Genomic DNA, 12,713 nt, shown 5'->3' with positions numbered 1-12,713 from the left:
GAAAACAAAACCCCAGCCTGAGGGCTATAGGTGACTCAGACTTTCGTTTGCCATCATTTCTGTGATGGAGTTTGATAATGGCGTAGGTATTTTCCATTCCAATCTTCTATCTAAGGGATGTTGTGCAGAGTTGTATTTTTCTATAAAAGTACCAATGCTATTATTAAATTTCAAGTAACCTTCTTCAAAGTAGCGTTCTTCTATTTCCCCAGCGGAGTCCATAGAACTAAAGCTCAATGGCGTAATAGTTAATGTTTCCTTATCTACCATTAACCATTTGAAAATGGCTTCAGCGCCAGCATCTTTAGGTAAATCTGTCCTTTTTATCTCTAATATATAGAGGTAAAAATTTTCCAAAAAATAAAGACATTCAAAATTAGACATTGTTGTTTCATTGGTTTGTTCAAACTAAATTAATGCTTTAAATCCTAGTGCTATAATCTAGTTATCAACATTTAAGGTAAAAAAAAAGCTATTACCAATTCAGGCAATAGCTTTTTCTGGTAATGATATCACTTAATTTTGCACTACAACATGATATTTTACTTTAGTTGTTGTTGAGCTATCAAACCAAACCGTATAAATTTTGCCTGCTTGTAATTCGCTTCCTGCAATGGTAGTTACTTCCAATGAACCAGTCATGTTAACATTTAATGCCGTATTTGCATCAACAGTTTGATATGCCGATGCAGTGGTAAATGTAAGAGCAGAAATTAAAGCAACTCCAGTAGAGGTAGTTACATTTACTGTACTAGTTAATAACGGGGCTACATTAATGAACCTAACCTTAGCTTTACCGCTTACTGCAGTGTTGTCGTTTGCATAAGTATTTATAGCATAATTCCCATTAGCTTGTTTAACCAAGTATAAAGATGTAGAGCTATTGGCAGAAACATTTACGTTAGCGGTGGCTGTTACAGTACTAGTTCCTGTATTCTTAAATGCTACTGTTTTAGAACCTGTTGTTGTACTTAAGTTTGTAGCCGTGCTTCCATAGGCAACTGCTGAAGTGCTAGCTTTTGAATCATCTAAATAAACATCTTGTGCAGCAGAACCGTCAATGGTGTTTACTAGTGTTAAACTTACATTTGATGAAGATGGGTTGTCATCATCTTTTTTACAAGATGAAATTGATAATACCAAAGCGCTCGCTAAGGCAATACCTTTAATGAAATTGTTAGTCTTTGTTTTCATGATAAATTTTAGTTGATGTATTGGTGTTTAAACAAACACTATGCCGTAGGCTTAACTATTTTTATCATTAAAAAGCTATTAATAGCGTCTTTGTTTAAATAAAATGCTGTTTTATAGTTTGTTATGAATTACTTAAACAAGAGGGTTGTGAAAATTTTCTTGATAGTGCGAATCTACAAAGGAAATTTACTGTACAGAAAATGCATCATTTGTGTTACAAAAAAGTGAAAAGGAAAGTTGGTTTTAGTTTTCGTGCTTATTCATCTCGCTTCTAATGTAATCATCCCATCTGGCTTGCGCTTCTAAATCAGTGCCGTGTTTGGTTTCAACATCATAACGATCTTGCATATCGCTGTAATACTTGCCTATTTTATTGGCATTAGCCTGAATAAGCCTTTTATAGTTTGATACTGTATATTTTTGGAAACGAATTTGAATTTCGCCTTCCTTAAGTAAAAGGAAATTAATGTTTACATGGCCTTGCTCATGGTTTAATAATTGCCTGCTAATTTTTTTTATCCTAATTCTATCTGGTTTTACCCAAGATTGAGAAGGAACAACACCACCTGAAAATTTAAAGTCGATATGTAAATTATTGCCACTAATTTTTGAGCTATAGCTATAATGCCAGTTGGTAACGGTTAAAGCAGCATAAGGAGAAAGTTTATCAGGCTTTGCCAAAAAATGAGTTTCCCAATCTATTTGTTCTGGATAAATAGAATCTTGAGTTCTAAATCCACATAAAAATAGAATGATAAAAATTGATATTGTTTTAAGATAGGTGCTAAAATCGTTCTTCATTTGATGGTATAGAACGAAAGCCGTGCCAATAAATTATTCGTGTTCGTGAAACTGTCCGCTAATGCGTTCAAATTTCTCGATCAATAAAGCAATTCTTTCTTTATCTCTTTTGATAACGGCTTTTCTTACTAAGGTAGAGCAGAAAATCATCCAACCAAAACTAACAGTTAATGCTGCTGCTTGCGCCCATAAACTCATGTGGTCTAAAATTTCTACAAAATAGAATATAGTGCCTAAAGAAAGGGCAATGGCATAAAACCAATACAATTTGTTATATAATGCTAGTCGTTTGATTTGATATAACCTCAAACTGCTGATAAATTCAGTTGGGTTTACAGTAATATCACTATTAGAAATAATTCTGTAGTTGTTATATAAAATGATGGTATAAACTGCTATTGCGATGATAATGATGCTAATGCCAGCATGTGTTGTCCAAGTTTGTACATCATAAAATAGCCACAACATCACCATAGCTACAGCAGAAAGTATCATGACACCAATGTTTAAAAGCGATTTAGTGCGCATGCCGTTTACTTCTTTTTTGGCCTGTTTCAGCATGTCATCGGCAGATATTTTTACATCAACCGTATGCTTGGCCCAAAGTGCTTCTATGTGATCAAATTCTTGCATGTTGATTGTATAGTTCTGTCAGTTTTTGTTTAATGCGATGAATTTTAACCCTTAAATTTCCTTCACTAATTCCAGAAATATCTGCTATTTCATTATATGGTAGTTCATCTAAAACCATGGTAATGATTAAACGGTCATTCTCTTCTAATTTAGAGATAGATTTATAGAGCAAAGCCACTTGTTCATTCTTTTCAGAGAATTCCTCAACCTTGGTTTCTATAATGTTTTCCGTTAGTTCATCCTTTGCCTGTCTTTTTTCTGAGCGTAAATAAGTTAAACACGTGTTTACGGCAATACGATAGATCCAAGTAGAGATTAATGATTTGTTTCTAAACTTATCCAGATTTTGCCATACCTTTAAGAATGTCTCTTGTAAAAGGTCGTTAGCAGAATCTTTATCGCCTGTATAACCATAACATAAGTGAAAAATCTTCTTGGAGTTTTTGTCGAAAATTTCCTTAAATAAGACGTCTTTTTGATTCACTTAAGCGATTGTTAATTTGGGTTTAGATGTTGGGGGTTAACTTTTGTTACGCCCAAATATGTAAAATAACTAATGCTTTATCAACATTCTTTAGAGAATAATTTTATTATTGTAGTTTTACACCTTGATATAAACCTAAAACTGAGAAATGTCGAGTAAAAACAAACTAACGCTATTTATTTTCATAGCACTTGTAGTTGGTGTAGCGGTAGGTTATTACCTAAACGTAAACAATTTCAGCACAAATAATAATGCTATAGTTAGCGCTGATGCGCAGGTAAAAAAGATTGAAGCTCAAATGGGCAATTTGCCTGATACTACGGTAGCGCAATATGCAGTTCTAAAAACTCAGAAAGCCGAACAGGTTAAGATCAGGAAGGAAAACGAAGTTGCTAGAGAGAAAGGATTAGAACCATTAACCTTGCTAAGTGATATTTTTTTAAGGTTAATTAAAATGATTGTAGCGCCTTTGGTATTCACTACATTAGTTGTAGGTGTTGCAAAGGTTGGGGATATTAAAGCTGTAGGCCGTATCGGCGGAAAAACGATGTTATGGTTTATCAGTGCCTCATTAATGTCGTTGTTATTAGGGATGCTTTTGGTAAACCTTTGGAAACCAGGCGAAGCGATGAATTTGCCATTACCAAGTAGCCATACTGAAACAGGAATTAAAGCTACAGCCTTATCTGTTAAAGATTTTATATCACATATTGTACCTAAAAGTTTTGCCGAATCAATGGCAACCAACGAGATTTTGCAGATTGTAATTTTCTCTTTGTTTTTTGGCGTTGCTACTGCTGCGATTGGCGAAAAAGGAAAAGTGGTTATCGAATTTTTCGATTCAGTTGCACACATCATTTTAAAAGTTACTGGTTATGTAATGAATTTTGCTCCCTTTGCTGTATTTGGGGCAATGGCAGCAATTGTAGCCAAGCAGGGAATTAGCGTTTTATCAACCTATGCCTTGTTTATTGGCGAGTTTTATTCTGGGATGGTTATCTTATGGATACTGTTAATTCTGGTGGGTTATTTGATTTTGAAGAAAAGAATATTTAACCTGATGAACAGAATGAAAGAGCCAGTAATGTTAGCTTTTAGTACTGCAAGTAGCGAAGCGGCTTACCCAAGAACCTTATTGCAACTGGAGCGTTTTGGCTGTAAAGATAAAATTGTAAGTTTTGTTTTGCCTTTAGGTTATTCCTTCAACCTTGATGGTTCTATGTTGTACATGACCTTTGCCTCAATATTTATTGCGCAATGTTATGGCATACATTTACCATTAGATAAGCAGCTAACTATGTTGTTAATTTTGATGTTGACTAGTAAAGGTATCGCAGGTGTTCCTCGTGCATCTTTAGTAGTTATTGCAGGTACAATTGCTACTTTCAATATACCAGAAGCTGGATTAGCCCTGTTAATTGGTATTGACCCATTATTAGATATGGGTAGGTCTGCAACAAATGTTATCGGAAACAGCATTGCAACTGCAGTAGTGAGTAAATGGGAAGGTGAGTTATCAGGACCATTAGATTAGTTTAAAAATATAATTAAGATATGACTAGTAAAGGAAAAAAGATATTTTTAGCCTTATCCATTATTGTTCCTTTTGTAATTTATTGCGTTATTTATTACGCACCAATTATTCGCAATGCGCCATTTAAGGCTAAGGAATTTGTTTCTTTAGAATATAAATGGGGAGCGGGAAGCAACTTAGAAAATTCTTATAATTCTGCCACAGGCGAATACAGATATTACAATAATGAGGATTCGTTAATTGTAACTAAGGTGATTTTAACTGAAAGAGATAAAAAATTCTTAGATAGCAATGCTGATGAACAGGGCTTTTGGAATTTGCCAGATGTTGTGGCAAACGATGAAAACGATTTAAAAAACTCGAAGGCTGTACGTTATTTCATGAAGTTTAATTACGAGACCAAATCTAAGGAAGTTACTTATTTGTCGGATTTTAATGGTAATCCGAAAATGAAAGATGCCGCTGCTCAAATGCAAAAAATAATTGAGCAAAGTATTATTGATGCTGAAGAGAAGGGAAAGAAATAAATTGTTGAATTGTTAGATTGAAAAATTGTTGAATTCATGTCAGTCTGAGCTTGTCGAAGACTAGTCAAGTCTTTCACTTCTACAAAGACTCAGTAAAGGCAGGTTCAGTATGATAAATTATCAAAGAACTTTAACTGGTTATTGGATTTACCTAATGAACCAATGAACTGCTAAACCAATGAACTTTCTAAAGAAAAACATATCCTTAATTGCCACCATTGCTGTTGTTTTAATTGCAGGTGTTGGAGGTTATTACTTAATTAATCTCAAGAGAGGACCTTATGCTGCTTCAACTTTTATTTCTGTTACCTACAAATGGGGAGTAGGAGATACCTTGGCAAATAGTTATAATTCTGCCACAGGCGATTATCAATATTTAGACAACAAAGATCAGTTAATCAAGAAAAAGGTTAAACTTCATAGTAATAATATCATCTTTATCCACAGCAAGGCAAATGAGCTAGATATTTGGAGCTTGCCCGAAATAATTGCCAATAAAAATGAAGACTTGAGTAGTGAAAAGGTATTACGCTATGAAATGATTTTTAACTACGAAAAAAAGACTAAAAAAATCGTGTTTATGACCGATTACGATGAAGATATCGCCATTGCTAATAGGGCAGACCAACTTCAAAAAATAATCAAACAAACTATCGATGAGGTTGAAGATAGATATTCTAAACCTTAAGTGTTACCAGTAATGCTCGTCATTGCCAGCTTGACTGGCAATCGTAATGCTTCCAGTTGTTAAATTCCTATTTTTGAATAATAACCATTAAGAAATTAAGGTAATTAAGTCTTTATTATTAATAACTTTTAATATTTTCATCTTCAAGAATTCCTTAACAAATCTTAACATTTCCAGCTTGTTAAATCATTTATAATTTCGTACATTTACGATATATTCGTAAATAATGGAGAAGTTAACACTACAAGAAGAGGAAGCGATGTTGGCCATTTGGCAGGTTGGAGCAGGTTTTATTAAAGACTTTATGGATGCAATGCCAGAGCCGAAACCGCCCTATACAACTTTAGCATCAACAGTAAAAAATCTAGAACGAAAAGGTTTCCTTAAAAGCGAGCGTTATGCAAATGCTAATCGTTACAGTGCAAAAGTTAAGGAAGCGGAGTATAAAAAACGTTTCATGAATGGCTTTGTGAATAATTATTTCCAAAGTTCTTATAAAGAATTAGTTGCCTTTTTTGCAAAGGATAACAAGATCAGTGCAGATGAATTGAAAGAAATAATCAATCTAATTGAGAACCCAAAAAAATAAGGTTATGCCACATTTTTTTATCATTCTGCTTAAGATAAATTTGGTACTCATTTTATTTGCAGCAGCTTATTATCTTATTCTTCGTCGCTTAACATTTTATGTCATTAATCGTGTGTTTTTAGCATTCGGTATTCTTTTCGGTACCATTTATCCCTTTATTGATTTAACTGATTTTTTTCATAAACAAAGTCCGCAAGTAGCAGCTTTTGTACCGCAAGTAAAACAGTTGGTGCCATCTAGCTTTATTGGAGAATATTGGCAGTGGATTGCTGCTTTATTTTATGCTGGAGTAGTGTTTATGGCTTTCAGGTTGATTATTCAATTTGTTTCACTTTACAGAATGCATAAAAAATCTGCGCCAGGCTCTGTAGCAAACTTTGAGGTAAGGATTTTAAATGAGCCAGTTGGTCCGTTTTCATTTTGGCAAACCGTTTATATCAATCCATCATTGCACCAAGAAAGAGAATTGCAAACGATTTTAGAGCATGAGCAAATTCACGTTAAACAATGGCATTCGTTGGATATTATTTTAGCAGAATTAAGCGTGGTTTTCTACTGGTTTAATCCAGGAGTTTGGCTAATGAAAAAAGCAGTTAAGGAAAACCTAGAGTTTATAACTGATGAAAAAATATTGAAAAAAGGAGTAGATAAAAAAGCTTACCAATACAGTTTATTAGATGTTGGAAATTTAATGCCAGCTGTAGAAATTGTAAATAACTTTAACCTTTCTGACTTAAAAAAACGCATTAAAATGATGAATGCTAAACGTTCATCAAAATTAACTTTAAGTCGTTACATGTTAGTTTTGCCAGTTCTATTGCTAACTACATTGGCCTTTACAGTATCTAAAAAGGATGTTAAAAAACATCTTGCGCCAATAAAACAAGCATTAATCTATGCAAGAATTATAGAGAAAGATGAAACTCCTGCAGTTGAGAAAAAGCAAACTGTTAAAAAGAAAATTTTTGCTAAAACTATTGATATTACTAAGGATACTACATCATTAAAGTTTGATTTTATAGTAAATACAATTAATATCATAACAGATTCTGCGTATTCGTCATTGCCAGACCTAACACCAGAAAAAGCTTTCATTATTGCAAGAAGAGAAGGGTTACCGGCAAATGTAAAAGCTAGAGTTGCTGGAATGTTTATGCTTAAAACAGATTCTTTAGGAGATAATAGAGAACCAAAGGTTGAAAATATATCTATTAGATTACATGGTTCAGAAGTGCCAGTTACAATTGCAGATAAGCCATATACTGAGACCGTTATTGTTAGAGGTTTCAAAACTGGCACAAAGCTACCAGATAGTGCAACGAGAAGAGCAAGTGGGGTTATTTATTTAAATGGACAAAAGATTAGTCAGGAAGATTTAAATAAAATAAAGCCAGATGAGATAAAGAATGTAACCATTCAAAGAGCTAAGACGATCCAAGAAGTAACGGTTGTTGGTTACGGCAAAAAAACTAATCCTTAACTGCAACAAAATTTATAAAAAAACCTCAAGCCCTTAAGCTTGAGGTTTTTTTATAATATGTTTTTTAGTTTGATATATTGTAAAAGCATGATTGTCTTGGCATCTCTTATCTCTCCACTATCCATCATTTCCATTGCATCATCAATTAATAATTCTAATACTTCGATGTTTTCTTCTTCTCCTTCTACACCACCACCATCGTTAATTTTCATTTCGCTATCGTATTCTGCAATGAAAAAATAAAGCTTTTCGGTAACTGAACCAGGTGACATGTAGACTTCATAAATTTTACGAACATCTTTAATTTTGTAACCTGTTTCTTCTTCAGTTTCACGTTTAATGCAGTCTTCTGGATTGTCTTTGTCTAATAAACCAGCGCAAGCTTCTATCAACATGCCATCTTCATTACCATTTACAAAAGTTGGCAACCTAAATTGTTTGGTTAAAATAACCGTTTGCTGTGCTTTGTTATAAAGTAAAATTGTTGCGCCATTTCCTCTATCATAAACTTCTCTAGTCTGTTGTTGATGAGTGCCATCCTTTTTTAAGTACTCATAAGTTAACTTTTTAAGAATATACCAATTATCTGAAAGCAGTTCTGTTTTTAAAATTTTTACGTCTTTTATCATCTCTGTTTAATTGAGCTAAATGTAGTAAAGTTTAAGGTTTTTGAAGCGCAATTGTGGTGTATAAATTTATGTTAGTCCAGCTTTCAGCTAAATCTTTTGTACTTCCTTCGACTCCCGAAGAAGTCGGGACAGGTACGCTCAGGATGACATTACAAAAGGATATTGCTTCTCCCGATAACTATCGGGACTGGGCTATTTAACTTGGGCTTGTGCAAGGAAACCGGAAATAGTTTTCCTGTCCTTTGTATCATAAACCTGACCGAAGCGAAAAGCCCACAGACGAGGTACGAGGCGAGGACTTGTAGCAAAGGGCAGGGCTGACCTTAAGTTGGAATGGTGTATTTGCTTTTCTGAGAAATAGATATCAAAGTAAAATTAGTCATCCGATGAATATGGTATGGTTTCATATATTCATCGGATGACTACAAAAGAAAAAAAGCCCTTCAACTTTACAGTTTCAGGGCTCTTCATTTTTAGTGTGTATTAACTATTAACTAATTATTTCGCCCATCCAGGCTAATAACCTAAAAATTAAATGTGGCTTTCATCATTGCAACCCTACCAGGTATATAATAAGTGCCTGATGAGAAAGAGTTAGCGGAAAGGTAATTGGCTTCAAATTTTTTGATGTTTGCTAGGTTTGTTACACCAAATTCTAAATCTGTTTTCAATTTTATAAATCTGTACCTCACATTAAAATCAGCGAATAAATATTTTAGATCTGGTTGTGTGGTTTGATGTGTAAATATATGTTCAGCAGACAAGGTCATGAATACACTTTTAAACGCTGTTGCAGTTATTGATGATTGCTGTCTTAACTGTTGATTGTTGTTTTTTATGGCACTTGCGCTTGTGGTTTTATTAGTGCTAATGGCAAAAGTAGCATTGTAAGACCAATTGATGAAGTTATTTATCTTAGAATCGATCCCTGCTTTATAGGCGAGTGATTGAGAAGTGAAAGGTAATAATTCGTTATTTTGCAATTGCTCAAAAGTAGCTTGGTTAAAACTTGCGCCAACATTTACCGTGCTTCTTAACTTGAAAAGATATTTACTTGCATTTGCAGCAAAGGCTAAGCTTTTCATGTCATTTGGCAATGATATAACCACGCGTTGTTGAATGTTGTTAGATAAGTTATAAGATGATATGGTATTTACAGTAGAAGTAGTATAATTTGCGTTTAGGTTAAAGAAAAACATTTGCATCGCCTTGCGGAAATTAAAAGCTGCACCAACAGATTGAGATTTACTTTCTGTTATTGGGGCATCATTGGCAAATAATGATCGGTAATTCTTTAAAATTGTTCCACGATAAACATCGTCTATACCTCCTAAACTGTTGTTGTAGCTATAGTTAGCGGTTACGTAATTTTCTATACCAGTTTGGTATTTAAGGCTTAAGGATGGATTAACAAATACCCTGTGCAAATTTTTATCTAGACTCTTTGTTTCATCTTCATAGTTAATGTAATTGTAGCTTACTGGTAGACCAAGGCTTGCTTTAAAATTACCTGAATTATATTCGTAGGTGGCATCAGTGTAGATTTTGCTTTTTAACCAAGCTAGATTATTGGTCATCTGCGACGAAACCAATTCTGTATTGCCACTGTTTTGTACACGATACAATTCTGAACCAAGCTCTTGGTGTTGTACATTAAAACCAACTCTGTAAGTCTGCGTAAACTTGTTATTTACAAAAGCAAAAGAGGTGTAATTATTAGTATACCAAGTAGGTAATTTTACATATTGATTTAAACCGGCAAACGGTTGGTTATTGTTTAATATGGCCTCATTTAATCCTGGATTAATGTTTAACACTTCTGGTTGAGTTGTTCTGCTGATGAAAGAGAAAAAATTAAAGGTATTTTCTGATTTTAGTTTTTTACGATAACTCAACTCGTTAGATATCTCAAAGTTTTTCTGGTTTAAAGCCTGGTTTGCACCAATCCCATTTGTAACTATGCTAGAAGCAGTATTGTTTAAACTATAATTGGTGACTAGGTTATTGCTGAAATAATGGTCATCGGCATTAGCCAAAACATTTAATTTAGCTTGGAATTTTTGTGGATTAATTGCGTTTTGTTGCAATTCGTTATAAGTAATGGTTTGGCCAGAAAGATAAGTCTCAGAGAATTTGCTGTATTGTTGGTCTCTTTGGTCGTACAAATAAGCAACATTTGCTTTTACTTGCAACTCCTCGCTAAACTTATACAAGTTATTTAGGTTTGCCAGTCCGGCTTTATTGAACAATGTTCTTTTTTGCGGTAGGGTAGGTACACCAGCCGCACCTGCAGAAAGAAAACCGCTTGGTTTATCATTACCTGAATTAAATGGATTAAAAGACGTTAAATCAATACCTGGATCTATGCCAACATTATTCCCTTTAAGATTATTGATGAATTTTGTTTTCTTTTTAAATAGCATGGCGTTGGCATTGCCGTCAAACCGATCTGGAGTCCCTAAACCAGCTCTAATGTCGCCCATTACTTTTAATTTAGCTTCTTCTTTCATTACTAAATTTAAAGCCACGTCATCGCTCATGTTGTTTTTGCGAAGCATTTTTATGGGCTGGTCTTTTTCTATCACCTGTACTTTATCTACAGCGCCTTGGGGAATGCTTTTGGTGCCAATGCTGTATTTATCATCTAAAACATTGTCTCCATCTATATAAAGTGCCGAAATTCCCTTGCCATTGTAACTAACTTTGCCATCTTCGCTCACCTCGATACCTGGCATTTTTTTAAGTACGTCGCCTATGGATCTATCTTGTTTATCGGCAAAGTCAGAAGTTTTATAGCTCAAGGTATCGCCATTTACACTTAGCGCAGGGCGATTTTTTACAACGACAGTTTTGAGGTTGATTTCGCTATCTTTCATTACCAAATCGTAAATTTTATTTAACTCAGTAACTGCTATGATTTTTTTCTCATAACCAATGGTTGTCGCTTCGATAGATAAATCCTTATTTTCTTCAGTAAAAGATAAAGTGAAATTTCCTTTATCATCTGTTCTAGTAAAACTTAAAATGTTGCCTTCCTTGTCTTTTAAATTTACATTGGCAGATACAACGGGAGCTCCTTTTGTATCTTTTACTTTCCCCTTGATTTGTTTTTGCGCAAAGGCTGATGCAAAACCAAATAAGAAAAAGCATAGGGTGATGATTAAGGCTCTCATTTGGTTTCAGGTAATTCGATTGGATTGTTGATTACGATTTTAACAGGTGCACCGCCACTTGGACCTCCAACAGTTCTTCTGATGCTTGTGCCTTGAGCCATTGTAACACCCTGAGCGGCCATTTGGGCATTCATAAATCCTTGTGGGTCTTTATCTCTAGCTTCTTTTAGCTTGTCTAATTCTTTTCTGGTGGTTTTTACAGCATCTGCTGGAAGTTTTACTTCTGCGCCTAAATAAGTTGTGCCTACATCCATACCCACAATTTTTACGGTACCTGGACCACCGCCTGGGACAGTGATTTTTGGGTCGTTAGCTGCAGCTGCTTTTACATCTTCTTCTTTTACGTTTTCAAAACCAGCAAATTTGAATTGCACAGTTCTGGTTTCATCATAAGCTTCAACAATTAATCCTGGTAAGCCATTCAATTTCCATGGTCCGCTTTGAAAAGGTAGGTCTGGAGCAAACCAAGCTGTCCAGTTTCTGCCTTTAAAATGAGCAGTAGCTTTTTGACAATGCACACCTGAAAGACTTGTAGTGTCTTTAGCTATTTTCCAACTTATTTTAGGTGCATCTTCTTCAACAAGATAATTGGTAACTAGACGTTCTTTTGTGTAGAACTTGTTTTCATTTACAAAGTAAAAATAATCAAGGTCTGACACTCGGCTTGAACCTGATCTGTTGATATTGATGCTGAAATTATTAGAACCAGCTTGGTTTTTCATCTGTTCTGCAATAGCCTTTTGCGTTTCTATATCACGATTTATCTTGTCGAAACTGGTGTAAACAGAAGCATTTTTGCCAATAACCAAAAGCATATTCTCGGTATAGGGTTTGTCTTTCTGCATAGTATCTTGTATGTGTGTAAAGCTATATCTAACTCTTGCTAAAGCCTTATCTGAGGTTTGTGCAAAGGCAGCTACTGTAGTTGCCAATGCTAAAAAAGTGGTTAAAAAGGTTTTCATTTGTCTGTTTGTTTGGTTT

13 protein-coding genes are annotated in these 12,713 nt (G+C 34.4%); 5 read left to right on the top strand and 8 right to left on the bottom strand.

Annotated elements, in window-relative coordinates; translation table 11 throughout:
- Positions 1 to 24: 24 nt before the first annotated feature.
- From R2Q59_RS07505 to R2Q59_RS07485, 5 genes are all read right to left on the bottom strand, one after another.
- Entirely contained in the window at positions 25 to 357 is a 333-nt protein-coding gene (locus tag R2Q59_RS07505; protein WP_316767496.1) for a hypothetical protein, read from the bottom strand.
- A gap of 159 nt (positions 358 to 516) precedes the next feature.
- A complete protein-coding gene (locus tag R2Q59_RS07500; protein ID WP_316767494.1) occupies positions 517 to 1,194 on the bottom strand; it encodes a DUF4397 domain-containing protein in 678 nt (225 codons plus the stop codon).
- A gap of 243 nt (positions 1,195 to 1,437) precedes the next feature.
- Positions 1,438 to 1,995, bottom strand: a complete 558-nt coding sequence (locus R2Q59_RS07495) for a hypothetical protein (RefSeq protein WP_316767493.1) — start codon at positions 1,993 to 1,995, stop codon at positions 1,438 to 1,440.
- A 33-nt stretch (positions 1,996 to 2,028) separates the two neighbouring features.
- The gene (locus tag R2Q59_RS07490) at positions 2,029 to 2,628 is read right to left on the bottom strand and encodes a hypothetical protein (protein WP_316767491.1); all 600 of its coding nucleotides are present in this window, start codon (positions 2,626 to 2,628) and stop codon (positions 2,029 to 2,031) included.
- Positions 2,615 to 3,112, bottom strand: coding sequence for an RNA polymerase sigma factor (locus R2Q59_RS07485; RefSeq protein ID WP_316767489.1), 498 nt, complete (start codon positions 3,110 to 3,112; stop codon positions 2,615 to 2,617). Before R2Q59_RS07485 ends, R2Q59_RS07490 begins: the two co-directional genes overlap by 14 nt.
- A 148-nt stretch (positions 3,113 to 3,260) precedes the next feature.
- Between R2Q59_RS07485 and R2Q59_RS07480 the strand changes: the two genes are divergently transcribed.
- The 5 genes from R2Q59_RS07480 to R2Q59_RS07460 all read left to right on the top strand — a co-directional run bounded on the left by R2Q59_RS07480 (position 3,261) and on the right by R2Q59_RS07460 (position 7,930).
- The gene (locus tag R2Q59_RS07480; RefSeq protein WP_316784857.1) at positions 3,261 to 4,646 is read left to right on the top strand and encodes a dicarboxylate/amino acid:cation symporter; all 1,386 of its coding nucleotides are present in this window, start codon (positions 3,261 to 3,263) and stop codon (positions 4,644 to 4,646) included.
- 20 nt (positions 4,647 to 4,666) lie between these two features.
- Complete coding sequence (locus R2Q59_RS07475) at positions 4,667 to 5,173, top strand: hypothetical protein (RefSeq protein ID WP_316784854.1); 507 nt, start codon at positions 4,667 to 4,669, stop codon at positions 5,171 to 5,173.
- Between the two features lie 178 nt (positions 5,174 to 5,351).
- Entirely contained in the window at positions 5,352 to 5,861 is a 510-nt protein-coding gene (locus tag R2Q59_RS07470) for a hypothetical protein (RefSeq protein ID WP_316784852.1), read from the top strand.
- Between the two features lie 226 nt (positions 5,862 to 6,087).
- A complete protein-coding gene (locus tag R2Q59_RS07465; protein ID WP_131555466.1) occupies positions 6,088 to 6,450 on the top strand; it encodes a BlaI/MecI/CopY family transcriptional regulator in 363 nt (120 codons plus the stop codon).
- A gap of 4 nt (positions 6,451 to 6,454) precedes the next feature.
- Positions 6,455 to 7,930 (top strand): M56 family metallopeptidase, encoded by a 1,476-nt coding sequence (locus tag R2Q59_RS07460; RefSeq protein ID WP_316767478.1) that lies wholly within the window; start codon positions 6,455 to 6,457, stop codon positions 7,928 to 7,930.
- A gap of 50 nt (positions 7,931 to 7,980) precedes the next feature.
- Here R2Q59_RS07460 and nudK read toward each other — a convergent pair whose 3' ends face one another.
- From nudK to R2Q59_RS07445, 3 genes are all read right to left on the bottom strand, one after another.
- Positions 7,981 to 8,559 carry a GDP-mannose pyrophosphatase NudK gene (gene nudK, locus R2Q59_RS07455; protein WP_316784849.1) on the bottom strand — a complete coding sequence of 193 codons (579 nt, stop codon included), beginning with the start codon at positions 8,557 to 8,559 and terminating at the stop codon, positions 7,981 to 7,983.
- 524 nt (positions 8,560 to 9,083) lie between these two features.
- Complete coding sequence (locus R2Q59_RS07450) at positions 9,084 to 11,732, bottom strand: TonB-dependent receptor (RefSeq protein WP_316784848.1); 2,649 nt, start codon at positions 11,730 to 11,732, stop codon at positions 9,084 to 9,086.
- Positions 11,729 to 12,694, bottom strand: coding sequence for a GLPGLI family protein (locus R2Q59_RS07445; protein WP_316784846.1), 966 nt, complete (start codon positions 12,692 to 12,694; stop codon positions 11,729 to 11,731). The genes R2Q59_RS07450 and R2Q59_RS07445 overlap by 4 nt, the downstream gene beginning before the upstream one ends.
- Positions 12,695 to 12,713 lie beyond the last annotated feature (19 nt).

It is taken from the genome of Pedobacter frigiditerrae, from assembly GCF_032678705.1.
GTDB classification, from domain to species: Bacteria; Bacteroidota; Bacteroidia; order Sphingobacteriales; family Sphingobacteriaceae; genus Pedobacter; species Pedobacter frigiditerrae_A.
Note: the sequence above shows the minus strand (reverse complement) of the source record. Positions and strands in the feature narration are given on the sequence as shown.

Bases quoted from the DNA above. Each gene is read 5' to 3' on its own strand.
- R2Q59_RS07465 (WP_131555466.1), top strand. From the start codon at position 6,088: ATGGAGAAGTTAACACTACAAGAAGAGGAAGCGATGTTGGCCATTTGG.
- R2Q59_RS07445 (WP_316784846.1), bottom strand. From the start codon at position 12,694: ATGAAAACCTTTTTAACCACTTTTTTAGCATTGGCAACTACAGTAGCT.
- R2Q59_RS07480 (WP_316784857.1), top strand. From the start codon at position 3,261: ATGTCGAGTAAAAACAAACTAACGCTATTTATTTTCATAGCACTTGTA.
- R2Q59_RS07490 (WP_316767491.1), bottom strand. From the start codon at position 2,628: ATGCAAGAATTTGATCACATAGAAGCACTTTGGGCCAAGCATACGGTT.
- R2Q59_RS07475 (WP_316784854.1), top strand. From the start codon at position 4,667: ATGACTAGTAAAGGAAAAAAGATATTTTTAGCCTTATCCATTATTGTT.
- R2Q59_RS07500 (WP_316767494.1), bottom strand. From the start codon at position 1,194: ATGAAAACAAAGACTAACAATTTCATTAAAGGTATTGCCTTAGCGAGC.
- nudK (WP_316784849.1), bottom strand. From the start codon at position 8,559: ATGATAAAAGACGTAAAAATTTTAAAAACAGAACTGCTTTCAGATAAT.
- R2Q59_RS07450 (WP_316784848.1), bottom strand. From the start codon at position 11,732: ATGAGAGCCTTAATCATCACCCTATGCTTTTTCTTATTTGGTTTTGCA.
- R2Q59_RS07470 (WP_316784852.1), top strand. From the start codon at position 5,352: ATGAACTTTCTAAAGAAAAACATATCCTTAATTGCCACCATTGCTGTT.
- R2Q59_RS07460 (WP_316767478.1), top strand. From the start codon at position 6,455: ATGCCACATTTTTTTATCATTCTGCTTAAGATAAATTTGGTACTCATT.
- R2Q59_RS07495 (WP_316767493.1), bottom strand. From the start codon at position 1,995: ATGAAGAACGATTTTAGCACCTATCTTAAAACAATATCAATTTTTATC.